We start from the raw sequence: 23699 nt of genomic DNA on the forward strand, positions 1-23699 counted from the left end.
GTTGGTGCGTGAGGCGCCGAGCGCACGGCTCGCGGACAGAACGCGCCCACTCGCGCCTTGAATCGTTACAGGCCGTGCAACGGTTGCCGGCGCCGTTCTCGTGGCCTTGCTGCCACGTCACCTGCGTGGGCAGGTGCCCGCTGGGAAGCGCTGGCCGCTTCTCCGTTCGGAGTCGGCGCGGGCACGTCGACGGTGATCCCCCATTTCGGCGGGTACCACTGCGGGATCGGCGCCGGGCGCGGCGTGAACTTCTGCTTGATGCGGGTTCGCCTCGACTCGCCCTCGACGTCCGGGTGAGCCACGCGCGCGTACTTGCTCACCTCGCAGAAGACGTTCTGGCAGTCGATGAGCTGAAGGCTCCGTCCCCACAAGCTCTGGAATCTCATGCCGAGCCGCGCGAACTCGGCATCCGCGCGCTCGGCCATGACTTGGATGACCTCCGCCTCCGTCAGCTCCGAGGTATCCTTGAAGCACTTCCGAATGCCGTCCCGTGCGCCAGGCCCAGCGACGACGAACTCCATCTCCGAGAAGTCGATCAGCTCGCTGTAGTTGACGTCGATCGCGAACTGAAACGCGAGGAAGTCGCCTAGCGACGGATAGCCACGCAGCAGCTCGAAGACCGCGCGCAGCGAGGTCGCCTTGGCGAGCTTCCGCGTGGCCCCGTCGGCCATCATGTGTTCGACGAGCCGGAGGTGGTTCCGATGCTTGCGCGGGCTTCCGAACGCAGGCGACGGCATGATGTACGCCGCCGAGTAGATGCGCTGGCCGTCGCCGATGAGCCGGTCCAGCACCTTTGCGTACGCATCGAACGTGAACTCTCGCCAGCTCACCGTCCCGAGCTGTGCGCGCAGTGCCTCCCACGTGTCGATCCGGTTGAAGATCTTAAACAGGATCGTTCGGAAGAAGACCTCCTCAGGTTTCTGCGAGCCCTCATAGATCACGTGGCGGATCAGGTACTGACTCACCCGATCCGAAGCGCGGTACGTGTTCGTGAAGCGATGCGCGCTGAGGATCGGGTCCTCGGTCCACGGCGGCATGCTCCCTAAAACACGGCGCATGAACATCTCTTGGCGCTCAGACGCGAAGCGCCAGTACGTGTCGAACACGGGTGTCGTACGCAGCATCCGCCCGTTCCGGAGCTGAATTTCGTAGGGCGTTCGCATGCTCAGTCGGTCCACTCGTCGCCCGAGCGGTTCTTGCCGAACGACGCCCGAGAGTTGTCCGGGAGCGCACTGCTCTTGCGATGGTACGCCTGATGGATCCATCCCTGGACAGTGGTGGGGTCCTCCGTCCAGTTGTGGATGCTCGCGAACCCGGCTTTGATGTTGTCGTAGAGCCGAGGGGGAATGGTTTTCGGGTTGTACTTCCCACGCTCAAGGCGAGTGTGATGCGCGTGGTACGCGGGCAGGAGGATGCCGAGCAGGCCAGAGCGCGGGTTCGCCTTCGTGTCCCGAATTGACGCCCCGATCTCCCAGTCGATGTGCTTCCGCTGCCAGGTCAGCGCGCCGATCAGCACGACGGTGACCGAGGTGTCACGGAGGTATTCGTCTCGGATCTTCTGCCGGATGGTGTCCGTCGGGAGGTTCGGGTCGATATCACCGTCCTGCACCGAGCCCGGAACGATGGCTCCGAACGTGTTCCCGAAGCGAAGCTCGAAGATCTTCTTGTACGACTCGTCGAGCGCGTGGTGATAGCTGACGAAGACCTTGTGTCTGTTGCTCATGTCTTTCCTTGCGACGATACAGGCAGCTCCGATTTCGCCTGCTCGTGGTGTGCAGCGTGGGGTGCATAGACAAGCTGGCGCTCGACGAGGTCGAGCGTCACGCGGCCACCGCCGCCGTCGCGCAGCGCGCGGAAGATGCGGTAGCCGACGAGGATGGCGGCTTCCCACTGCCAGAGGGGCACCGCAGCGACCTCGAAGCCCTCGACGAACTCCCTGACGGTCTTCAGCAGATCAAGGTCGACGTGGTCGAGGCCCGCGAAGAACTTGAGCTGCTTCGCGCGGCTGAAGACGATCGCAGAGACGGCTTCCTCTACGATGCCCGCTCGTGCGCCGTCTTGTGCCTCGTCGATGTCAGGTCGACTCTTGCGCTTGCTCCGCATGAGCGCGCGCACCACGGGTGACCAGCCGAGATGCACCGCATACGCGAAGTGGAAGATGTCGTGGAAGCGGTACCCATCGGGGTCCTTGATGTTGTCGGTCAGGCGGTCGCCGAAGTTGATGCCGTTGCATCGGAGGAGGACAGCCTTCTGGGAACCGCGCGAACGCTCCCGGAACTCCACATGAAGCCGCCGAGGAAGCTGCTCCTCCTCGGGGAAGCCGTCATCGAAGAGGGGCGTATACTGCATCTCGTCCGGCCAGCGGCTTCTTGTCTTGTCCGTGTTGCGATTGGCGGCCTCGCGCAGCGAAATGCCTGCGTCCTTGCTGATCTCGTTCAGCAGAGCCCATGCGCGACGGAGGCGCGGCCTGATGTCGGCGATGCCCGAGGAACTGATCGACGCGAGGACATCGCCCACGGATGAGCCAAAGTCGAGGAACGCCCAGAGACGGGGACCACCCATCGTCGGGGTCGCGGCCCCCGCATCGCCTTCCAGTTCATCGATCAGACCGGGAGCGACGACTGCGGCCAAACGGACGAAGTACCAGAGAAAGTCGCCAACCTCCTCGAGCATCCGATTTCGGTAGACCGGATACGCCTCCCGTTCACGGCGCTCCTTCTTCAGCTCCGCGACGACGCTTCCAGCCTCGCCGATCAGGCCCGCAGCCAATAGTGCTGCGTGATCAGGTTTGCCAGCGAACCGGTCGGTCCTCTCCGCCAGCGCGGCGAACCCATGAAGCCAAGCCAGCGCAGTCGCCTCGCTCATCGTTTGCTCCTTCGGGCGGTCCGTTGTCGCGCGCCACGTGTCCCTTGAATCGGCGCGCTGGCGCCGACGGCCGTGGTAACTCGCTTGTGCTTGGCGAACTCGAGCGGCTCACCGTGCACGCCCCACTTGCCCTGTTCCTCAAGCCAGGCAGCGAAAGCGGTGGCGAGCTCCACCCCAAAGATGCGATGCCCTCGCGCTTTGCAGCAGACGTCCTCGTCCGTCTTTCGAAAGGGCCGAAATCGCTTCGGAATGGTAGGCGCAGAAGCGCCCCAGTAGACGAACTTGGTGGCGACGAGTAGCCGATTGACGCCAGTGTCCCATTTGATGTTCGCCTTGTTCGGGCGACCGTTCTCGAAGCTGTGATGCGAGTCAGACTGGACCCATATCTTGCCAACGCGGTGGTAGATGTTGTCCCCGTATATGACCTTCAGACTGCCGTTGAGGTGGGGGCGCTTGGCGAGAAAACGAGGCTCGTTCCAGTACGTGTCGAAGTCGAGCACTTCACCCACCTGCATCGCGTAGATGAGGCGCCCGGCCAAGTCATACCTCGACTTGGCTCCAGTTCCGATGATCCAATCCCCGGCACTCGCGCCGGCGCGGATCCTCGGCTTGCACGTCGCCAACGTGCAGAACCCATAGAACGGGTTCGGTGCGAAGCCGTAGTCGCGTGCGACGATGTACGAGTAGAGCTTCATCCGCAGCTATACCTCTTGACGACCCAGTCCGGCGTGGTGCGCGGACCGCCCGTGACGGGGTCGTCCCACTCACGAATCTTGCCGTTGATCGCGTCCACTACGCGGTCGCCCTGCCAACCAACGACTACGGCGTCGCCGTGCTTCCGAAGTTCCTCGGGGATGTCGGCGTCGGTGGCGCCCTGCGCGAAGACTCCGACGACGTTCTTTCCCTGCTCGATCGCATACTTGATCTCCCAGTTCACCCAGTCGCTTTGCGCGGTCTCATGCGTGATTAGCACGACCAACGTGCTGGCCCACTGGATGCGGGGCGCAAGGATCTCGCGCTTGATGTAGTCCTCGTTCTGCGCCTCGTTCGGCTTATTGCTGTTGATGGATCCATCGCGCACCTCCATGCCGGCACGCCCGATGAGGTCCTTGAGCTTCGGGAGAAGGTTGTCGTCCTCGTGCACATGCGAGATGAAGATGTTCTTCTTGTCCGCCATGCTCCTCACTCCGCGTCGCCGGTGGCCACCGGCGGGTAGCATTGCTGAAGGCCGCGGAGCACGAGCTCCACGATGCGCTCTGCCGACCGAGACGTCGCGAGCCCTCGGCTCTCGTCGACGGTCAGCCCGTTCCTGAGCCCGGAGACGCCGCACGCCTTCAGCTCGGAAGCGATGGAGTGGTAGTCATCCCACGTGAGTCCTCGAACCGCATAAAGCTGCTTCAGCTCCTCCGAGTGTGGAAGCGTCCGATGGTGCGCCCAGGTCAGCTCCGGGGATGCTGTGAGCGATCGGAGCTTCGTAGCGTACTCGCCCCATGTCGTTCCGCTCTTCGTCGGACGCCGTGCGGCTGCAGCCAAATGGGCATCGGCAAGCAATACGACCAGCACGCGGTCTGCCTCGGTAGCCACGCGAGGCTCTGGCGGCTCTTGAGAGCCGTCGTCAAGCGTGAAGTAGGTGGGCACCTGAAGGCTCGATACCGCCAGATCGGCGTTCAGCACGTTGTGAAGGTATTCCACCGCCTCAGCGGCCTCCTTCGACGCTGGGTAAAACTCGAAGTGAACGAGCAACCGGACCTTGGTGGTCATCGCGGGCCTCCGGCTCGTTCGCTTTTCAGTACGATCACAGGTCGCGCACCATGTAGGAGGTCTGGCCCGCCGATCGAGGCAGCGGTTGAGGGGACGGAACTGGTGACTGCAGCGGCCTGGTCTTGTTCAGTACAGCACTGCTGCACGGGATGTTCGCGGCCTGCCAGATGTGCGATTCGAGCTCGGCGAGCGTGACGGGCAGCGCGAGGGCGGGCTGGCTTGGTGCCCGCCGTCTTCGCGGGGCGCGGTCGTCTGTTCCAGGATCCACTCGTCGATGTCCGTGCGCCGGAACCGCCACTGCCCACGAACCTTGTGCGCCGGGATCTCCCCCTTCTGGGCCATCGTGTGGACGGTCTTGTCCGCGACCTCTAGGATCGTGAGTATGTCGTCGCTCATCCATTCAGGCCCCCGGGCAGTGGACGGGGCAGGCTTCCAACCGTTTCCAGAGTATGACGACGAATAGGTCGCCATCAAGACGCGCGCGGCGTCGCGGCTCAGATTCCTTATTCCTTCTAGCCGGACCCAAGCCGCCCGCTGCTCCCCCCACGTCCCCGCGTGCGGCAGGGCGCGCAGCGTCCGCTCGGCCATCGGCTCGGCCCCGTCGATAGCTTCGAGCGCCAGGACGACCTCTTTGAAGTCGGGCGCGAGCAGGAGCAAGTCGAGCAACTGCGTCACCCGCGCCCGCGTGAGGCCCAGCTTCCGCACCACGGCGGCCCGGTCGGCGGCGAGGCGCCGGTCGATGGCACCCTGCGGGTTGTGCGCGAGGGCGAGCATCCGGGCGACCTTCGCGGGGCGCCGCACGGGTTCGGGTTTTGGGGGCGGCGGTTGCTCAGTGAGGAGCATGCGCGAGCAGCGGCGGCGGAACAGCGGGCCAGTGAGGATGTGGCGGTCCTGCGGCATCGGCGAGTCGGGGCTGGTCATGCGGCGGCCTCCTGCGAGCGGGCGTCGGCCTGAAGTTCACGACCTCGACGACGCCGGTCTCCTCCTTTACGCGCGCCGTGGCGACGAGCGCACGCAGCAGGCACCCGCGCTTCTCGGTCGTCATCAGGCACCAGACGTTCGCGAGGTCGCGCAGCGCGCCGAGGATCCACGTGGCCTCCGCGTCGGCGACATCGAGGTCGGCGAGGTCGCGCTCGGTCTCGGCGAGCTGCTGTTCGGCGGCGACGAGGCGGTCGGCCGCGACTCCCAGCCCGGCCTCGAAGAGCTCGCCCGCAAACATGGCCCCACGCGCAAGGCCCTCGGCGGCAAGTGACCCATTACCGCTGCCCCGCCGTTGGCGCCCCGCCGCCGTCGGCACGCCCACCGCTCTCGCTCCCCGACCCATCTGGACGTCCCGCGCGCCCATCTGGACAGGTGGTGCGGCCTTTTGGTCAAAGTGCTGTAACCAGCGAGCAAAGTGCCGCACCCGTACGCAAGCTCAGTCATCGGCGGGCGGCCTGTCGAGGAGGTCGAACAGGTAGGGCTGGACCGGCGGAGGCGGAGGTGCGGCCGTGACCGGAGGCGATCCCGAGGGCGGCTCCGGATGGCGCGGCGCGCGCTTCAACGCGGGCGTCGGCTCGGTCACGAGGCACAGGAACCCGCGACCGTTCGGGAGCGGCCTCGCAGGCGTGGGAGGCTCGCGACGAGCGAGCGGCTGCCCTTCGGGGGCGAGCCCGTCCGCCTCAGCCAGGAGCGTCTCCTGGAGCTCGTCCAGGCTCCGCACGTGGTCGGTGATGCCGGCCTGCACCGCGGGGGTGACCCTGAGCGTCTTCACGATGTGGCAGAGCTTGTAGTAGGCGTACACCAGTGCGACCGATGCGCGGTGGTGCTCGATGCGCTTGGAGAAGGCCAAGCACAGACGCCACATGCGCCCGGTCTTGCGCTTCGTGGTGCCGTTCAGACGCTCGATGTAGGCCGTCGACGCCTTGGCCGGGTTGGGCACGCCGTAGACCACGGACTTCGTGATGAAGGGGTCGCGCGGTGGCTCGTAGCGGTGGTCGTCATCGCGACGTCCACGGCTGCCAGAGCGGTAGTTCTTCACCGTCTGCATGTAGTCGATCGACTTCCCGAACGACGCACCGACGGCGGGGATGTACGGCGCGAAGCCGTCACTGATCAGCCGCGGCATCACGAGCATGCGAGCTCGCAAGTCAGCGATGAAGGCGTCCGTCGTCGCCTCGTCGCGCTTACCGACGCGGTATGTGAGCAGCGCCAGGCAGCTGGAGGCCCGTGGGCGTCGCCGTGGCCGGAGCCAATCGCAACGACTTCAAGATGGCGCGCGAGACCATCGAGAGCATCCCGGTCGAACGCCCGCCTCCGAGCGGGCGCAAGCCGCAGGGCATGTGCCTGGACAAAGGGTACGATTACGCTGAAGTACCGGCGCTGCTGAAGGAGTTCGGGTTCACGGCACACATCCGCCCACACGGTGATGCGGCGCGCGAGATCAAGAAGGAGGCAGGCCGCAGGGCCCGCCGATGAGTCGTCGAGCGTTCACATAGCTGGATGAACCGCTTTCAGGGGATCCTCATCCGGTGGTCGAAGCGTGCGGACACCTACCTCGCCCTTCTGCACCTCGCCTGCGGGGTCATCACCTGGCGCGCGGCCGCGCCTACTGGGATAGGCTCTTAGGCAAGACCGCGTCCTTGATCCGCGCATCGTCCAAAGGCTCCTGGTCCCACAAGGACCAACGGCGGTGGCGCTGTCGGCCGAGACGGGGATGCATCAGACGACGCTCTCGCGCTGGCTTCGCGAAGCTCGTAGCCTCGCGCACATGTCCGACGACGCTCGCCGCTCCGCGCCTCCGCCCCGTGCCGCCGCTCGCTGCACCGAGGACTGGACCCGGGAGCAGAAGCTGCGCGCGGTGACGGAGGCGGGACCGCCACCAGGGGCGCGACGGCGTGCTGCTCGGCGCCCGCCATGCTCTCTACCAGCGAGCTCGCCGCAGGACGCCGTTGCGCTGGACCGGCCAGATCCGCAACTGGAGGCCAATCGGCCCCGTGACCCTCAACCTCTACACGCACGAGGCTCAAGCACTCACGAGGATGTGACCGAATCAACGGACAGCTATCTTGACACCCACCGGGGAGGGCAGCACTGATGTCGACGCGTGATAGACTACTCGGCAGGCTGAAGCAGACTCCCTACCTATCCGCGATCCTCCGTGGGATCGTTGTGGGGGCGCTGGTCGTCACATTCGACGTCTCTCTCGCCGCGCTCTTCTCGACGGGGGACCCCGGTCATCGCCTCCCCGCCGGCGTCGGTATCTTCTTGATGAGCTCGGTCGTGACGGGGCTGATCGTCGCGCTCGGCAGCTCATTTCGATCTACGATCGCGGCGCCGCAGCATTCTACAGGCGTCGTACTCGCGTCGATGGCGGCGGGGATCGCGGCTGCCATGGCGAAGATCGATCCCGCTGCGGACCCATTCCCGACGATCGTCGCCGCCGTCGCGGTGTCCTCGTTTGCGACGGGGGCCCTGCTCCTCTGTATGGGCCTGCTCCGTCTCGGGGTCCTTGTTCGGTTCATTCCTTATCCGGTCATGATCGGGCTCTTCGCGGGCGTGGCCTGGCGAGCCGTGCAGGGCTCGATTGCCATCATGGCGAACTCCTCGGCGGGGCTCCACGACCCGCCCGGCCTCGTTCAGCCGCAGGCTCTCGCTACGATCCTACCTGGGCTCTTCCTGGGCGTGCTCATGACCGCGCTGCGCCGTCGGTTCACTCATTTCCTCCTGCTACCCGCGGCCATCGCTGGGGCCATCGGCGTGTTTTACGCCGTCCTGCGCGCGATCGGGGTGACGGTCGAACGTGCCCGCGAGATGCAGCTGCTGCTCGGCGCCTCATCGACCGGGAACCTGTGGCCGCCGATGGGGATCCACGACATCGCGCAGGTGAACTGGTCCGTCCTCGCGCAGAACTCCGGCAACATAGCCACGATCACGATGATGGCCGTGATGACGCTCCTCCTGGGCGCGCTGGGCGTCGAGCGCGAGACGGCGCAGGAGATCGATCTGAACGGAGAGCTCCGCGCGACGGGCATCGCAAATCTTCTGGCCAGCGCCGCGGGCTCGGCTCCCGGCCATCTCGCAATGGCCGAGTCGACGATGAACTACAAGGCCGGCGCGAATCAACGGATCGCGGGCCTGACCGCCGCCGCGTTCACCGCGCTCGTGATGATCTTCGGCGGGCACGCGCTGACATACTTCCCGCGGCCGGTGCTCGGCGGGCTCGTGACCTTCCTCGGGTTGCGGTTCCTGCTAGATGCCGTGTCCCTCTCCCGGCGCTGGTTTCGGCTGCGTCCTCCGGATTACATCGTGGTCATTGTTATCCTCCTCGTCGTCGCGAGCCGGGGCTTCCTTCACGGCGCCGCGGTCGGGCTCGCCACCTCGTTTGCCTTCTTTGCGCTCGGCTACAGCCGCGTGGTGGTGGTGCGCAACGCCGTCTCCTGCGCGGCTCTCCGCAGCCAGGTCGTCCGCAGCGACGAGGAAGAAATGAGTCTGATGGAGCGGGGCGACCAGGGGCGTGTGCTTCAACTTCAAGGCTACATATTCTTCGGAAATGCGCATCCGATGCTCGTGGACGCTCGGCATCACCTTCAGAGCACCGACAGCCAGAAGACGCGGTACCTGCTGATTGACTTTCGGTTCGTCTACGCTCTCGACTCGTCCGCCATCGACACCTTCCAGGAGCTGCGCAGGCTCGCCGCGGCGAACGGCGGCAAGATCATCCTGACGGAGGTCCCGACATTCATCCGCGAGTACTTCGAACGAGCCGACGTCGTGCTGAACAATGACGATGTGTGCAGGATATTTCCCGATCTCGACCGTGGCTTGGAGGCGTTCGAGAACGAGGTTCTCCTCGGAGCACCGCCGGCCGCGTTGCCGCCGCCCATGCTCTTTTACGACCTCCAGGATGCATTCAACGGGCGCCAGGAGATGATCCGGTTCCTCTCGTATCTCGAACGCACGGAGATCCCGGAAGGCCACGACCTCTTCAGGTTGGGAGACGCCTCCGAGCACCTTTATCTCATCGAGTCTGGACAGCTCACCGCTTGGCTGGAGGTGGACGGCAGGAAGGTCAAGCGGCTCCGAATGATGGGGCCTGGTTCGGTTGTCGGCGAGTCGGATTTTTTTACGGGAATCAAGCGCTCGGAAACCGTGGCCAGCAAGACGCACGCCACTCTCTACCAGCTCTCGGAAGAAGGCCTGAGGCGGCTCACGGCCGAGGCTCCGGAGCTCGCCGCGATGTTCCATCGCTTCGTCATCGCGCGTGGAAAACAGCGCAATGACTCGCCGGCCAAGCAGCTCGCGGGTCCAAAGGTCGATGGGTCGCACCGGCGCTCGGACCACCGCTATCGCGCGTTCATCTCTTACAAGCACCAGCAGAGCTCGGTGTTCGTCGAGCGCGTCGAGTCGGCGCTCTCGTCGTATGCGAAGCCGTTGTTGCAGCCGCCGATGCGGATATTCCGAGACGAGCGACACCTGCGTCCAGGGGTCGACCTGCCTGCGCTCATCCGGTCTGCGCTCGAATCTTCCGAGTTCCTGATCCTGCTCGCTTCTCCACAGTCTGCCGCCTCCCCGTGGGTGAACGACGAGATCGATATCTGGTGCCGAGAGCTCGGCCGCGCGTCGAACCTCATCGTCGTCCTGACGGGCGGCACGATCAGCATCGACGCGCACGCGAAGGCCATCGACTGGAACGCGACCGATTCGTTGCCGGCGGTGCTCAGGCATCACCTCACGACGACGCCGCTCTTCGTGGACATGACGTGGGCGCGCGACGAAGACCTCTCCCTGCAGCACCCGAGGTTCAAGAAGCAGGTGAACCAGATAGCCGCTCGGCTGCGGAACTTCGATCCCGACGAGATGCTGGGTGCGGAGATGCGGACGCACCAGCGGAACCAGCGGCTCAAGAATGCCGCGATCACGATGATCGCTGGCCTGGTGGTGGCGCTCGGTGTCAATGCGATGTACGCACGCCGCCGCCAGCAAGAGACCGAGCGCGCTCTGCAGGAGGCAGACAACCAGCGCCAGGAGGCGCAGCGCCGCTGCCTCGTCCAGGAGAGCCATTAAGCGCGTCCACCACAGAGATAGCTCGCGGGTGAGGCTGTCGAAGCGGTCCAGGACCCGCATCGACGAAAAGGTCCGCGAACTGGTGCCGCGCAACTGGGGAAGGTCGCTCCGCGACTGTATCCTCCAGCTGAACGCGTAACTGCTCGGCTGGATCGGCTTCTTCTGGATCTGCACCGAGGCAGCGGCGACGAGGGCGACCTCGGAGCCGGCGTCCCGAAGAGCCGGATGTGAGGCCCACAAGTCCGGTTCCGTGAGAGGGGTCCCTGGGCGACCGAAGGCTTCTACTCGACGCGGCGCGACCAGCCCACGGACGCGCCAAGCCTGTCCATTGCCGCGACCGAGGCGTACTCGGCTTCAGCTCCTGGGTGTTGCTCGAAGACGGACGGCTCGCTCGGCTGTGAAGGACATCCGCCGGATCGATTTACGAGGAATTCGATCTCGGCGAGTTCCTGCAACAAGACACAAAATGCGCCGTGAGCCGGCTCGTGATGGGCCATTATGGGCCATTATGGGCCATGAAGCGGGCCTCGCGCTCGGTCTGGGCTCGTGCGCTCCGCTGCTCTCTTCGTTGGCTTGGTCGTTGCTGCGGACACCGCCATGCGAACCGGAACCCATCTGTGCGCAATGGCATCCTTGCTCGCGGCCGCGCTCGGGGTCGGGGCCTGCGGCTCGGTCGAGATCGACAGAGACCCAGGCGACACAGGTGCTTCCGGCGGCACAGGCGCTTCCGGCGGCACGGGCGAAGCCGAGCCGTTCCCCGAGACATGCAGCGCGCCCGACCTCTATCCGGTGTGCGACACCGACGCGAAGTTCTGCGGCAACGGCGTGCTGGATACGTGTGATGTCTGCTGGAGCCTCGACGGCAACGCCCCCCAGTGCGTCGAGGCGACCGAGGCGTGCGACGGCGCCGTCAGCGAGACGTGCAGCTCCCTCGGATACGCGGGAGGCAGCACCGCGTGCAGCGATACCTGCTCGATCGACGTCCGTGACTGCGACTCGTGCCTCGGGGCCCCGAACCAGCTCGCGTGCGCGCGCCCGCGCGTCGATGGATACAACGTCAGCGACATCGCGATGGCGAGCGACGAACAGGGGCTCGCCGCTGCATGGCTGAGCTTCGACGACAAAGTCCGCTTCGCCCGCTTCTCGACGAGCCTCGAGCTGGAGCGCCAGTGGGACTGCGTGGACGCGCGCTCGGCGCTGCGGGTGGCGCTCGCGCCCAGCCCCGGAGGCTTCCTCATGGCGGTCGGCGGCGCGGGCGACGACCCTGAGCTGTGGCTCTACCGCCTCGATCCCGACGGAGACGAGATCGCTGTGCGCCTGATCAAGAACGCCGCCTATCCCGTGCTCGCGGCGAGGCCCGGCGCGCCGCCGCTGCTCGTTTATGCGAGCACCAACGTCGCGTGGGCGCCGGCGAAGATCGTCGCCGAGCTGCTCGACGAAGACGGAGAGGCGACATGGCAAGCGACGGTCGCCGACTCGGCCCATGGCGAGACGGCCGCGGCGGCCTTCGCGGATCCGGGGTTCGTCGTGTCCACCGGGGTGCTCACGGACGACGGCGAGGACGCGGGGGCGACCGTGCTCGTGCCGATCGACGCGTCAGGGGAGGTCGGCCCGGCGCGCGAGCTCGCCGGCCTCCGTGACGTGGCGCTCGCGCCCGCCGGAGCAGGCCGGGTCGGCGGCGTGTGGCTCCATGGCGAGCGCTTCGAGGTCGGCTGGCTCGACGGACAGGCGGCCCTCGCCGGCGACCCCGTGACGATCGCGACGCGCGACCCCGCGAAGGACACGCAGGAGCACGCGATCACCGTGTCGAACGGCCGCGCCATCGTGGCGCTCGTCGAGGAGGAGGCGACGCAGGTCAGCCTCTTCCACGTGGACGCCGACGGCTCGCTCACCGTCCCTCGGTATGCGTTCGCGAGGGAGCCGGAGCTGCTGTCCAGGCTCGCGGCCGCGCCGTCGGACGACGGCGCCGCGCTCGTGTGGACGACGTACGCGGCGCCGACGAGCAGCCGGTTCGTCCTCGGCCGCGCGCGACGCTGAGGCACCCCGGCCCGGGCGCCTGGTGGTCCGTTGCGCCCTGCGAGGCCGAGCAGCTTGCTGGAGCTCGGCCTGTTCGGGCGCTTTTGAGGAGACGGTCGGCGAGCAACCGTGCTTCTTCGAAGTGCGTGGCATCGGTCCCCAGAAAGATCGTGATGGTGGCGCGGTCAGCGAACACGCTGACCGCCCTGGTCTTTATTGGATTCCCTTGCATTTCAGCCTCCAGGATGGTGCGCATCGCCCTGGCGCCGTTCGAGGGTTCTATCACTACTGCGGGAGGTCGCCCTGAGAAGCGAACCGCCAAGCCGCCAAGGGCGCCAAGAAACCAGGGAAATAAGAGGGGGAATGCCGGGACGGCCCTCCCCTTCTTCGCTTGGCGGCCTCGGCGCCTTGGCGGTTTTTCTGCTGACCCGGGGCAACTTCCCGCAGTAGAGCTATTCCGTGCGTACACCGAGCGCCGTCTCGTGCAGCTCCGCGCCCTGAACGTGGCTCCCGTGGTCCACACGGCGTGACGACCCCGAGAAGCTGCCCGGAACTCATGAGTGGGAGGACGCTGCTCGGCCCCTGCGGGCGCCACCGCACGAGCCTGGCGCGCCACGCAAATCCATCATGATTGCAACCACTTGCGAGACGACCCGATGCCCTCAGTGACCCATGAAGCCCTGGTGGAGCTCTTCAAGAACCGGCCGACGCTCGCCGCCGAGATGCTGCACGACGCGCTCGGCCATCCGGTCCCGACCTTCACGGAGGCGCGCGTCGAGTCCTCCGATTTCACCGAGATCGTGCCCTCCGACCGCCGCGCCGATGTCGTCGTCGTGCTGCTGGTCGGCGAGCAGCAGCGGCCCGCGATGGCGATCGTGGTCGAGGTCCAGCTCGGGGTGGACCCGGACAAGCCCTACGTCTGGCCCGTGTACGTCACCCAGACGCGCGCCCGGCACCGCTGCCCGACCCAGCTGCTGGTCGTGACGATCGATGCGGAGATGGCGCGCTGGAGCGCGCGGCCGATCGACATCGGCCACCCTGGCTGGACGCTGACGCCGCTGGTGCTCGGGCCCCAGGGCGTCCCGGTCGTCACCGACGCCGAGCAGGCGAAGGCGGCGCCCGAGGTGGCCGTGCTCTCGGCGATGGCGCACGGACAGAGCGAGGCGGCGGAGGCGATCGGCGTGGCGTTTTTCGAGGCGGCAGTCGGGCTCGATGAGGAGCGCCGGGCCGTCTACGGGGACCTGGTGCTATCCTCGCTGAACGCAGCGGCGAGGCGGAGGTTGGAGGCGATGATGAAGGCCGGATACCAGTTTCAGAGCGAATTCGCGCGCAGCTACGTGGCGAAGGGGCGAGAGGAAGGTGTGCGGGAGGGCACCCTGAAGACCAAGGCACAGGCGGTGCTCGCCGTCCTCGAGGCCCGCGGGCTGGAGGTCCCCGTCGAGGTGCGAGAGCGCGTCCTCTCGAGCGCCGACCTCGACGAGCTGGACCGCTGGATCCGCCGCGCCGCCGTCGTCAGCGACGCCAGGGAGCTGCTCGCCACGACCGGCTCCTGAACACGGCGCCTCCGTGTCCCCGAGCTCCCTCCCCCCAACGACAGCTACACAGAAGCCGCCGCCAGCGCCTGGCCGAAGATCCTCGCCGCCTCGTCGATCTGCGCCGCCGTGATGACGAGCGGCGGCAGGAAGCGCACCACGCTGCCGTGGCGGCCGCCGAGCTCCACGATCATCCCCCGCCGCAGGCACTCGCGCTGCACGCGCCCGGCGAGGTCGCGGTGGGCAGGGCGCGCCCCGAGCGCGTCGGGCGCGGCCGCCGCGTCCACGAGCTCCACGCCGACCATCAGGCCGCGCCCGCGCACGTCGCCGATGCTCGCGTGATCCCTGGCGAGCGCGGCGAGCTGCGCCGTGAGCCGCGCGCCGAGCTCCGCGGCCGCCGCGTCGAGGCGCTCCGCGCGCAGCACCGACAGCGTGACCGAGCCCGCCGCCATCGCGAGCTGGTTGCCGCGGAACGTGCCGGCGTGGGCGCCCGGACGCCAGGTGTCGAAGCGCTCGTGGTACACGACCACCGAGAGCGGCAGTCCGCCGCCAAGCGCCTTCGACAGCACAAGCACGTCCGGCTCGATGCCGGCGTGCTCGAACGCGAACATGCGCCCCGTGCGGCCGAAGCCCGTCTGCACCTCGTCGAGGATCAGCGGGATGTCATGGCGCGTCGCCAGCTCCCGCAGCCCCTTCAGCCAGGCGACCGGCGCCGGGATCATGCCCCCCTCGCCCTGCACCGCCTCGACGATGATCGCAGCGGGCTTGGGCACGCCGCCCTCCGGATCGGAAAGCAGGTTGTCGATGTACGCGAGCGAGGCCGCGATGCCGGCGGCGCCGCCGAGCCCGAACGGGCAGCGGTACTCGTACGGATACGGCAGGAACTGCACACCGTTCAGGCTGGCGCCGAGCGCCGCCTTGGGCCCGAGATTGCCCATCAGGGTGAGCGCGCCCTGCGTCATGCCGTGGTACGCGCCCTGAAAAGCCAGCACCGTGCCGCGCCCGGTCGCGGTCTTGACAAGCTTCAGCGCGGCTTCCACGGCGTCCGCCCCCGTGGGGCCGCAGAACTGGATGCGCGCCTGGTTGGCGAAGGGCACCGGCAGCACGCCGAGCACGTCCTGCGTGAAGCGATCTTTGACAGGCGTGGTGAGGTCGAGCGTGTGGAGCGGTAGACCGGAGTGCAGCGTCCGCACCAGGACGTCGGTGACCAAAGGGTGGTTGTGCCCGAGCGCCAGGGTGCCGGCCCCTGCCAGACAATCGAGGAACACGCGCCCCTCGACGTCCTCCACGTACACGCCCTGCGCGCGCGAGAGCGCCAGCGGCAGGCGACGCGGGTACGAGCGGGCGTTCGACTCGCGCTGCCGCTGCCGCTCGAGCAGGGGATTGTCCCCGAGCTCGTACAGCGCGCGCCGCCGGTGGCGCTCGCCGAGCTCCGCGGCGAGGCCCGCGTGGAGGGACGATCTGGAGGCCGCCGGCGCGGGGTCCGACACGGGCAAACTGGAAGCTGCAGACAGACTCATGGGGTACTCCCTGGTGAGAAGGGTTGCTCCGCTCCGGCGCTCCAGGGCGCGCTCATCGAGGTTCAGCGTCATGGGCGCTCGGGGACGAGCGTGAGCGTGTGCGCGGCCGGCCCTGCCAGGAGCGGCAGCGGGCGCCCGTCGACCCAGGCGCGCTGCTGATCGCGGTAGTGGGGCGACCGCGGGTCGCCCGATTGCCCGGTCGGCATGTGCAGGATCCCTTCCGCCTCGTGTCCTGGCGAGACCACGAGCCGCTCGCTGGCGGCGAACGAGTCGCTCACCAGGCGCACGCACACGTTGCACCCCGGGAGCGGCTCGTCGGGCATGTTGAGGCGCGCGGCGAGCTCCGGCGTCACGCCGAGCGGGTGCGCGATCCGCACCCGGCTCACCGCGCCCCACGCGATCTGGTCGACGGGTCGCCCGCCGTGCTCCTGCTTGACCGCGGTCATCGCCTTCTCCAGCGCCGCGAGGACGAAGGCGTCCCAGCCCTCCGGCGCCGGGACGAGATCGGCCGATCGCGCGTCGAGCGCGCGCTGCAAGGGCGTGTCGATGTCGGACAGCTCGAGCTCGAGGGTCGGCTCCGCGGCGCGGCTCGCGCCGAGCCACGCGGCGAACACCTCGCCCGCCAGGACGCGCCGGAACCGATCGAGGAGCGGCAGGCCCACGCTCGACGCGTCCGCCCGGCCGTCCCACGCCGTCACCGCGCGCCGCGCCTCGGCGAGCGGAGGCCGCCTCGCCACGGCCTCTCCGGTGAGCGCGCGCAGCGCGAGGTCGCGGTAGAACCCGTAGAACTCGGCCCGCGTGTCGAGCTGCAGCGAGAGCAGGTCGGCCTCGGTGACCGCTCGCGCCTCGCGCAGGCGCTCGGTGATGCGGAAGGCGCGGTAGCCGTTCGCGTAGTCGCGGCCGAGCTCCAGCGCGCCCTCGCCGATCGGCATCCGGTGGTTGGCGTTGACCACGAACCCCGCCGGCGGATCCACGATGCGCGGCAGCGCGGCGGGGGGCAGGTAGCCCTCCCAGCCCGCGCGCCCGTCTGCCCAGGAGACGCTGACCGAGCCGTCGAGGCCGCGGCGCCGGGGCATGCGCCCCGTCACCGTCCACGCGACGCGGCCGCGCCGGTCGGCGAGCAAAACGTTGCACCCGGGCCCACCGGCGGCGTTCATCACGGCGATCGCCTCCTCGACGGTCCGGGCGCGATCCATGTCGATGAGGCCGAGGTCGACCCCCCCGGGATCGAGCGCCGTCCAGCGGATCGCGACGTTCGCTCCGAGGAGCGGCCGCGGCGCGACGGGCCCCCAGAGCGTCCTTCGGGCCGTGACGGTGACGTCGGCCTCGCCGCGGACCTCGATCGTCTCCTCCGCGACGTCGAACCGCCTCCACCCCGAGGGCGTCCGGTATTCGTCGGGACGCCCGGGGTGGGCCTCGATCTGGACGAGATCCATCACGTCGCCGTCGAGGTTGGTCAGCCCCCAGGCGACGTGGTGGTTCGTCCCCACGATGACCATGGGCACGCCGGGCAGCACGATGCCCGCGACCTCGCTGTCGCCGTAGCGGAGCTCCGCGCGGTACCAGATGTTGGGAACGCCGAGCTCCAGGTGCATGTCGTTCGCGAGCAGGGCGCGGCCGTCGCTCGTGCGCTGGCCGGCCACCGCCCAGCCGTTCGAGCCGACCGGCGCCCCGCCGGAGGCCGCGCTGAGCACGGCGCCGCGCCGCGCATCCGCGCTCCGGCTCTGGGCCACCAGCGCGCGCAGCTCCTCGGCGGGCAGCGGCGGCGCCGCGGGCGCCTCGGCGCCGAGCAGCGATCGCGTGTACGGGTCGGTGCCCTCGAGCAGGAAGGACGTCACGCCCTTCGGGAGGCTGCGTGTCAGGACCGTGCGCGACCGCTCCAGCTCCTCGCTGACGCTGAGGGCGTTGAACATGCCCAGCACCACGAGGACGCTGTCCTCCGGCCGCCACGGCTCGGGCCGATAGCCCAGCTCCTTGAACTCGACAGGCAGCGCCTCGGCGCTCCGGAGATAGGCGTTGACGCCCTCGGCGTACGCGTCGAGCGCGGCGCGCTGGCGCTCCGGGAGGCGCGCGAGGATCGCCGACGCGGCCCGCGGGACGCCGTACAGCCGCTGCCGGGTATCGGCCGCCAGCAGATCGCGCCCGAGGATCTCCGCGAGCCGCCCCCCGCTGCTCCGGCGGAGCAGATCGAGCTGGAACAGCCGGTCGCGCGCCGTGACGACGCCGAGGGCGCGGAGGGCGTCCTCCCGCGAGGCGGCGCGGATCGTCGGGATCCCCAGGCGATCGGACGTGACCGTCGCCGTGCTCTCCAGGCCCGGCACGGCCACCCCGCCGCCGGCGCGCGGCGCCGCGGCGCGGGCGGCGCGGGCGGCGCCCTGGGTCCCGTCCGCGCAGCCGGCGATCGTCAGCGAGGCGAGCGCCGAGAGGAGGAGCGATCGGACGCCGCGCCTCATACCTCCTGCTCCGTCACTGACCTACATGTCGCAGATCGTACGCCATGAATGAAAATGAACATAACTTTCAATATCGGGAAGGTCGTCATGTGGTCCATTTGCTCGGGTCAAGTCAAGTGAAATGAACGGAATCGCTCGACGGAACTCCTGCCGCGAGCCCATGGCGCGGCGATTGCGGCGCGCCCGAGACAGGCGAAATTCGGCAGAAAGCCGAAATTGATTTTTGTTTTCAACATGGCTACTGGCGAGCTTGTCCATGGACGCCCGCTCGGTTTCTCGGCCCCTGCGGGCCAGGTCAAAGGTCGATGGGGTGACGCGGAGCCCTTTTGCGCTTCGAGGCCCGCTTGCTGGCGCGTTGACCTTCCTGCTGCTTGGCCTGCAGGCACCAGCGCACGCGCAGGACGAAGGCATGCCCGAGCGCGCCGCGGGGGACCGGGAGCCGACCGTGAGCGCGCCTGTCGCCGGCTCGCCGGGCCTCGATCGCTCACCGCCCGGCGCGGGAGGCCCCCGGATCGAGCCGCCGCAGCTGCTCGAGCTCGCCGAGGCCGAGTACCCGGAGGCGGCCCGAGCGGCGCGCCGGGAGGGCACGGTCGTGCTGAAGCTCCTGATCGACGCGGAGGGGCGCGTGACCGAGGCCGAGGTCACGCGCCCGATAGGCGACGGCTTCGACGAGGCCGCCCGCGCGGCGGTGCTCCGCTCCCGCTTCACGCCGGCCCGCCGGGACGGCACGCCGGTCGCTGCACGGATCCTCTACAGCTACGCGTTCCGGCTCCCCGAGGTGCCCCCGGCCGAGCCCACCTCCCCGGCGGCGGGTGGAGGCGCGGCCACGGGCACGGCGGCGACCACGCCCGCGCCGGCCACGGGGTCCGACCCGGCCAACAGCGCTGCTCCCGCCGAGGTGACCGTGCGCGGCGCCGCGATGGCCGAGCGCCTCCGGCAATCCGCGCAGGCGGTCACGGTCATCGAGACCGAGGAGGCGCAGCGGAGGACCGCGGACCTGGGCGAGGTGCTCGCCCGCACCCAGGGCGTCGGCGTGCGGAAGAGCGCGGGGCTCGGCTCCTGGGCGCGCTTCTCGCTGAACGGCCTCACGGATGAGCAGATCCGCTTCTTCATCGACGGCGTGCCGCTCGATCTCGCGGGGTACCCGTTCGGCGTCTCGAACGTGCCCGTGAACCTGGTCGAGCGCGTCGAGCTCTACCGCGGCGTGGTCCCGGTGCGCTTCGGCGCCGACGCGCTGGGCGGGGCCGTCAACCTGGTCACGGATCGGGACGTCCGCGGCACCCATGGCGCGGCGTCCTACGAGGTCGGCTCCTACGACACCCACCGGCTCACGCTCTCGGCGCGGCACCTGCACGAGCCGAGCGGCGTCTTCACCCGCGTGAACGGCTTCTTCGATTACGCGAAGAACGACTACCCGGTGGATGTCCATGTGGTGGACTTCAAGACCGGGCGCAGGGACCCCGAGCTCACCCGCGTCCGCCGATTCCACGACGCCTACCGGGCGGCGGGCGCCAGCGCCGAGGTCGGCTTCGTCAATCGGCCCTGGGCGCGGCGCCTGCTCCTGCGCGCCTACGTCACCGATTACGACAAGGAGCATCAGCACAGGTTCGGCGTCATGGAGACGCCCTATGGCGAGGTCACGAACGGCGAGACCGCGCCGGGCGCGACGCTCCAGTACGAGCAAGGGCTCGGCCGCGGCGTCGCCCTCGAAGCGCTCGTCGGGTACACGTACGGGCGCGCCACCTTCCTCGATGTCAGCGAGTGCACCTACGACTGGTTCGGTCGCTGCCGCAGCAAGCGCCCCAATCCGGGCGAGGACGAGACGTCCCCCCGGGATCGGGTGTTCCTGGAGCACAGCGGCCTCGGCCGCCTGAACCTCCGCTATCGGCCCCACCCGGAGCACGCGCTGCAGCTCTCCGTGTCTCCGACGTTCATCACGCGCACGGTAGAAGAGCGCAGACTGGACAATGACGCCCGCGAGCAGCTCAGGGGCGCGCACAGCCTGTTCACCTTGGTGCTCGGCGTCGAGCATCAGCTCAACCTGTTCGACGATCGCCTGGAGAACAGCTCCTTCGTGAAGGACTACGTGCAGCTCCTCCGCATGACGGGGCGCCTCCCGGGGCTGCACGGGTACTTCGACCAGCGGGAGCGCGACACCCACCGCCTCGGCGTCGGCGATGGCCTCCGTTATCGCTTCTCCGAATGGCTCTACGCCAAGGCGTCGTACGAGTGGACGACGCGGCTCCCGCGGCCCGTCGAGGTGTTCGGCGACGGGATGATGATCGTCTCCAACCTCGCGCTCAAGCCCGAGACGAGCCACAACGGGAACGTCGGCTTCACGATCGACGCGCGCGACACCGCGTGGGGCGCGTGGCGGCTCGACGCGAACGGCTTCGTCCGCGCGGTCGAGCGGCTCATCGCGCTGAACAACCGCACGGAGTCGATCCAGTACATCCACGTCTCGGGGGCGCGGTCGCTGGGCGTCGAGGCCGCCGCCGGCTGGACGTCGCCGGGGGAGCACCTCGCCCTCGACGGCAACATCACCTATGACGATTTTCGCAAGGTGTCCGACGAAGGGAACTTCGCTGGCTCCGAGGGTGAACGGATGCCGAACCGGCCGTGGCTCTTCGCCAACGGCTCGGCGCGCGTGCAGATCCAGGAGGTCGTCGCGCCGCGCGACGCGATCTCGCTCACCTGGGATACGCGCTACGTGCACGGGTTCTACCTCGGCTTCGAGAACTGGGGGCAGCCCGAGTCCAAGGCCAAGGTGGACTCGCAGCTCCTGCACTCGCTCGCGCTCACCTACGTCGCGCGCGATGAGCCGCGCACGGTGAGCTTCACCATCGAGGCCCACAACCTCACCAACGAGCGGGCCTCCGATTTCTACGGTGTCCAGCGACCCAGGCGGACGTTGTTCTCCAAGGCGACGCTGGAGATGTGATGACGACGATGTCGAGGTGAGCCGTCTCGCTCGCACGACGGAATGGAGACACAGATGAGTGTGATTCAGCGGAAGCAGCGGTCATCGACCCGAACGAGCGCGACGGCCTTCGCGCTCGTGCTCCTGACCGGCGTGTTCGGCGGCGGCTGCGGCGACGACGAGACGTCGAACCCCGCCGGTCAGAGCGGCAGCGGCGGTCAGGGCGGGGGTGGCGGCGGACAGAGCAACGGCGACGCGTTCATCGTCGCCACGCGTGTCTGGGACGACACCGCGACCAACTCTTACTTTCACGTGCTGCCGTCGATCGAGCCAGGCACGGAGGTCGACCCGTCCCAGGCGTTCGAGGTCCCCGGATCGGCACGGCTCTTCGCGTTCGAGGGGCTGGGCTGGTTCGGCATCGGTGAGGCCCAGGCGCCGACGATCTCGCGTTACACGCTGGAGGGCGGCGCGCTCGTCAAGGGAGACTCGCTCAGCTTCCAGCCCTTCGGCGTGCAGTCCCTCTGGGCCACGAATTACCTCATCTCTCCGACGAAGGCCTATCATCCGGATCGCGCGGGCGAGCAGATCGTCGTGTGGAACCCCACGACGATGGAGGTGGAAGGGACGATCCCGCTGCCGGACACGCACCGCGAGGGCTACCTGGCGCTGTACGGATACGGGTCTGTCCTGCGCGGCAAGACGCTGCTCGTCTCGGTGGGGTGGTTCGACTGGAAGACGACGGACACCATCCTCCCGGAGACAGGGCTCATCGCGATCGACACCGAGACGGACACCGTCGTGCGGTTCGACGTCGACGATCGGTGCGGCGGGATCACGCAGCCCGTCGAGACGGCCTCTGGCGACGCCTACTTCGTGAGCTCGGCGCTCGCCGCGGCGGACCATCACCTCGAGCGCCTGGAGTCCGAGCCCTGCGCGCTGCGCATCCTGAAGGACGCGGACGCCTTCGATCCGGACTTCGCGCTGCTCCTGAGCACGCTGACGGACGGCGCGCTCGCGGGCGATCCCATCCCTGCGGGCGGGGACGGCATCTTCCTCCGGGTGTTCGACGCGGAGCTCGCCACGATCGAGGAGGAGACCAAGATGTCTGGCGTCACGGGCCAGCCGGCGTGGCACTGGTGGCGGTGGGATACCGCGACGAACGAGGCCGCGCCGGTCGAGGAGCTGGTCCCCTCGCCCGCGAACGTCTCCTTCTTCGAGGTCGACGGCCGGGTCTTCACGATCGATGAGGGGAGCGGCTCCACGGAGAGCACGCTGATCGAGCTCACGGCCGAGGGCGGCCCGAAGCTCGGCCTGAAGACGCTGGGGTACCTGCACGGTTTGGCGAAGGTGAGATAAGCGCGCGCGGCGCGCGGCGCGCGGCGCTCCGCGCGAGGGGACAGGGTGACTCGCGATGGCCAAGAAGCTCTCCCACCATGCCTTCACGACCTTCTGGGACGTGCACGCGTGGGCCGGTGTGATCGGTGGGCTCTTGCTCTATGTGATGTTCCTGTCGGGGGGGATCACGCTCTTCCGGAGGCAGCTCGAGGTGTGGGAGGAGCCGCTGACCCAGCAGCGCTCCTCCGTCGAGCAGGTGGGGCTGGAGGCCACGCTCGATGAGGGGCTCGCCGCCGCGGGGACGACGCCGGAGCAGCTCTGGTTCGACGTGCCGGAAGGTGGGCTGGGCGCCGCGCGGCTCCTCTACCACGCGCAGGGCGAGGCGGTCACGGCGTGGGTCCACGAGGGGCTCGTGCCCGAGCGAGAGCGGCTGTCCGACTTCCTCTACGACCTGCACTACCTCTGGCACCGAGCGACCGGAGTGTGGCTGTTCTATGTGGCCGGTCTCCTGTGCGTCGCGCTCCTGCTCGCGCTGGCGACCGGCGTGCTCATCCACCTGAAGGACATCGTCCGGCAGTTTCATCAGTTCCGGCCGGACAAGACGCGCCGTGTCCTGTGGTCGGACATGCACAAGGTGCTCGGCGTGATAGGCCTTCCGTTCCAGCTCCTGTACGCGTACTCCGGCGCGCTCTTCGTGTTCCTGGGGGTGCTCGTGGGGGTGTTCACAGGTCCCGTGTTCGGCGGCGACGCCGGGCGGGCGGACCTCTCGGCCTGGGGGGCGTCCTTCGCGGACGAGCCGGAGCGCGGGGCGCCCGCTCGTGGCCTGACGCTGGATGAGCTCATGGCCCGCGCGCGCGCCGCGGAGCCCCGGCTCGTGCCCGAGAGGCTTTATATCCGGCACCACGGCCTCGACAGCGGAACGGTCGATGTCCGCGGATCGATCGAGGGCGCGCCGTTCACGCGTAGCGCCGTGCGCATACGGCTGCGGGCGATCGACGGAGCGGTCCTCTCGCGCTCTGCGCCGGGCGTCGAGGGCGCGCGCAGCGACGTGCTGCGCTGGATCTATGGCCTCCATTACGCTGATTTCGGCGGCACCACGCTTCGTATCCTGTTCTTCGTGCTCGCCCTGGCGACGTGCGCCACGATCCTCACCGGCAACTGGATCTGGCTCGCTCGACGGGAGGCGCGGCAAGAGCGCCTCGGCAACCGCCTCCTCGCGCGGCTCACCGTGGGCTTCGGCGCGGGGACCGTC

Annotated in this window: 17 protein-coding genes and 2 pseudogenes; 7 read left to right on the top strand and 12 right to left on the bottom strand. The window is 68.5% G+C overall.

Annotation, left to right across the window (positions count from 1 at the left end):
* Window positions 1-65: 65 nt before the first annotated feature.
* From WMF44_RS44185 to WMF44_RS44225, 9 genes are all read right to left on the bottom strand, one after another.
* Complete coding sequence (locus WMF44_RS44185) at window positions 66-1163, bottom strand: nucleotide kinase domain-containing protein (RefSeq protein ID WP_437296054.1); 1098 nt, start codon at window positions 1161-1163, stop codon at window positions 66-68.
* A 2-nt stretch (window positions 1164-1165) separates the two neighbouring features.
* A complete protein-coding gene (locus WMF44_RS44190) occupies window positions 1166-1723 on the bottom strand; it encodes a TIR domain-containing protein (RefSeq protein WP_437296055.1) in 558 nt (185 codons plus the stop codon).
* Window positions 1720-2865 carry a pyrophosphatase gene (locus WMF44_RS44195; protein ID WP_437296056.1) on the bottom strand — a complete coding sequence of 382 codons (1146 nt, stop codon included), beginning with the start codon at window positions 2863-2865 and terminating at the stop codon, window positions 1720-1722. Before WMF44_RS44195 ends, WMF44_RS44190 begins: the two co-directional genes overlap by 4 nt.
* Complete coding sequence (locus WMF44_RS44200) at window positions 2862-3560, bottom strand: hypothetical protein (RefSeq protein WP_437296057.1); 699 nt, start codon at window positions 3558-3560, stop codon at window positions 2862-2864. Before WMF44_RS44200 ends, WMF44_RS44195 begins: the two co-directional genes overlap by 4 nt.
* Window positions 3557-4042: a TIR domain-containing protein gene (locus WMF44_RS44205; protein ID WP_437296058.1), complete on the bottom strand. Its 486-nt coding sequence runs from the start codon at window positions 4040-4042 to the stop codon at window positions 3557-3559. Before WMF44_RS44205 ends, WMF44_RS44200 begins: the two co-directional genes overlap by 4 nt.
* A 5-nt stretch (window positions 4043-4047) precedes the next feature.
* On the bottom strand, window positions 4048-4626 hold the full coding sequence (locus WMF44_RS44210) for a hypothetical protein (RefSeq protein WP_437296059.1): 579 nt from the start codon (window positions 4624-4626) through the stop codon (window positions 4048-4050).
* A gap of 126 nt (window positions 4627-4752) precedes the next feature.
* A complete protein-coding gene (locus tag WMF44_RS44215) occupies window positions 4753-5547 on the bottom strand; it encodes a helix-turn-helix domain-containing protein (protein ID WP_437296060.1) in 795 nt (264 codons plus the stop codon).
* Complete coding sequence (locus WMF44_RS44220) at window positions 5456-5929, bottom strand: hypothetical protein (protein ID WP_437296061.1); 474 nt, start codon at window positions 5927-5929, stop codon at window positions 5456-5458. The genes WMF44_RS44215 and WMF44_RS44220 overlap by 92 nt, the downstream gene beginning before the upstream one ends.
* A 114-nt stretch (window positions 5930-6043) precedes the next feature.
* Window positions 6044-6733 (bottom strand): hypothetical protein, encoded by a 690-nt coding sequence (locus WMF44_RS44225; protein WP_437296062.1) that lies wholly within the window; start codon window positions 6731-6733, stop codon window positions 6044-6046.
* Window positions 6734-6831: 98 nt separating this feature from the next.
* Here WMF44_RS44225 and WMF44_RS44230 point away from each other — a divergent pair.
* From WMF44_RS44230 to WMF44_RS44245, 4 genes and pseudogenes are all read left to right on the top strand, one after another.
* Window positions 6832-7233 (top strand): annotated as a pseudogene (locus WMF44_RS44230) (transposase); the annotation flags it as partial.
* A gap of 468 nt (window positions 7234-7701) precedes the next feature.
* Window positions 7702-10671, top strand: a complete 2970-nt coding sequence (locus tag WMF44_RS44235; RefSeq protein ID WP_437296063.1) for a SulP family inorganic anion transporter — start codon at window positions 7702-7704, stop codon at window positions 10669-10671.
* Between the two features lie 624 nt (window positions 10672-11295).
* Complete coding sequence (locus WMF44_RS44240; protein WP_437296064.1) at window positions 11296-12708, top strand: hypothetical protein; 1413 nt, start codon at window positions 11296-11298, stop codon at window positions 12706-12708.
* A 635-nt stretch (window positions 12709-13343) separates the two neighbouring features.
* Window positions 13344-14240 (top strand): hypothetical protein, encoded by an 897-nt coding sequence (locus tag WMF44_RS44245; RefSeq protein ID WP_437296065.1) that lies wholly within the window; start codon window positions 13344-13346, stop codon window positions 14238-14240.
* A gap of 44 nt (window positions 14241-14284) precedes the next feature.
* On the opposite strand, the gene WMF44_RS44250 is transcribed toward WMF44_RS44245, so the two are convergent.
* The 3 genes from WMF44_RS44250 to WMF44_RS44260 all read right to left on the bottom strand — a co-directional run bounded on the left by WMF44_RS44250 (window position 14285) and on the right by WMF44_RS44260 (window position 18450).
* Window positions 14285-15739, bottom strand: coding sequence for a diaminobutyrate--2-oxoglutarate transaminase (locus WMF44_RS44250; protein WP_437296066.1), 1455 nt, complete (start codon window positions 15737-15739; stop codon window positions 14285-14287).
* 68 nt (window positions 15740-15807) lie between these two features.
* A complete protein-coding gene (locus WMF44_RS44255) occupies window positions 15808-18192 on the bottom strand; it encodes a penicillin acylase family protein (protein WP_437296067.1) in 2385 nt (794 codons plus the stop codon).
* Window positions 18193-18213: 21 nt separating this feature from the next.
* Window positions 18214-18450, bottom strand: coding sequence for a hypothetical protein (locus WMF44_RS44260; RefSeq protein WP_437296068.1), 237 nt, complete (start codon window positions 18448-18450; stop codon window positions 18214-18216).
* 97 nt (window positions 18451-18547) lie between these two features.
* On the opposite strand from WMF44_RS44260, the gene mxcH reads away from it, so the two are divergent.
* From mxcH to WMF44_RS44275, 3 genes and pseudogenes are all read left to right on the top strand, one after another.
* A complete protein-coding gene (mxcH, locus tag WMF44_RS44265; RefSeq protein WP_437296069.1) occupies window positions 18548-21133 on the top strand; it encodes a TonB-dependent siderophore myxochelin receptor MxcH in 2586 nt (861 codons plus the stop codon).
* A gap of 54 nt (window positions 21134-21187) precedes the next feature.
* Entirely contained in the window at window positions 21188-22468 is a 1281-nt protein-coding gene (locus tag WMF44_RS44270) for a hypothetical protein (protein WP_437296070.1), read from the top strand.
* Between the two features lie 55 nt (window positions 22469-22523).
* Window positions 22524-23612 (top strand): annotated as a pseudogene (locus tag WMF44_RS44275) (PepSY-associated TM helix domain-containing protein); the annotation flags it as partial.
* Window positions 23613-23699: the final 87 nt, after the last annotated feature.

Origin of the sequence: Sorangium sp. So ce426 (assembly GCF_051475585.1) — a bacterium.
Lineage (GTDB): Bacteria > Myxococcota_A > Polyangia > Polyangiales > Polyangiaceae > Sorangium > Sorangium cellulosum_B.

Excerpts from the sequence above, each read along its gene's own strand:
- WMF44_RS44205 (WP_437296058.1), bottom strand. The coding sequence starts at position 4,042 with ATGGCGGACAAGAAGAACATCTTCATCTCGCATGTGCACGAGGACGAC.
- WMF44_RS44215 (WP_437296060.1), bottom strand. The coding sequence starts at position 5,547 with ATGACCAGCCCCGACTCGCCGATGCCGCAGGACCGCCACATCCTCACT.
- WMF44_RS44255 (WP_437296067.1), bottom strand. The coding sequence starts at position 18,192 with ATGAGGCGCGGCGTCCGATCGCTCCTCCTCTCGGCGCTCGCCTCGCTG.
- WMF44_RS44235 (WP_437296063.1), top strand. The coding sequence starts at position 7,702 with ATGTCGACGCGTGATAGACTACTCGGCAGGCTGAAGCAGACTCCCTAC.
- WMF44_RS44200 (WP_437296057.1), bottom strand. The coding sequence starts at position 3,560 with ATGAAGCTCTACTCGTACATCGTCGCACGCGACTACGGCTTCGCACCG.
- WMF44_RS44250 (WP_437296066.1), bottom strand. The coding sequence starts at position 15,739 with ATGAGTCTGTCTGCAGCTTCCAGTTTGCCCGTGTCGGACCCCGCGCCG.
- WMF44_RS44190 (WP_437296055.1), bottom strand. The coding sequence starts at position 1,723 with ATGAGCAACAGACACAAGGTCTTCGTCAGCTATCACCACGCGCTCGAC.
- WMF44_RS44210 (WP_437296059.1), bottom strand. The coding sequence starts at position 4,626 with ATGACCACCAAGGTCCGGTTGCTCGTTCACTTCGAGTTTTACCCAGCG.
- WMF44_RS44245 (WP_437296065.1), top strand. The coding sequence starts at position 13,344 with ATGCCCTCAGTGACCCATGAAGCCCTGGTGGAGCTCTTCAAGAACCGG.
- WMF44_RS44185 (WP_437296054.1), bottom strand. The coding sequence starts at position 1,163 with ATGCGAACGCCCTACGAAATTCAGCTCCGGAACGGGCGGATGCTGCGT.
- WMF44_RS44270 (WP_437296070.1), top strand. The coding sequence starts at position 21,188 with ATGAGTGTGATTCAGCGGAAGCAGCGGTCATCGACCCGAACGAGCGCG.
- WMF44_RS44225 (WP_437296062.1), bottom strand. The coding sequence starts at position 6,733 with ATGCCGCGGCTGATCAGTGACGGCTTCGCGCCGTACATCCCCGCCGTC.
- WMF44_RS44260 (WP_437296068.1), bottom strand. The coding sequence starts at position 18,450 with ATGGACAAGCTCGCCAGTAGCCATGTTGAAAACAAAAATCAATTTCGG.
- WMF44_RS44195 (WP_437296056.1), bottom strand. The coding sequence starts at position 2,865 with ATGAGCGAGGCGACTGCGCTGGCTTGGCTTCATGGGTTCGCCGCGCTG.
- WMF44_RS44240 (WP_437296064.1), top strand. The coding sequence starts at position 11,296 with ATGGCATCCTTGCTCGCGGCCGCGCTCGGGGTCGGGGCCTGCGGCTCG.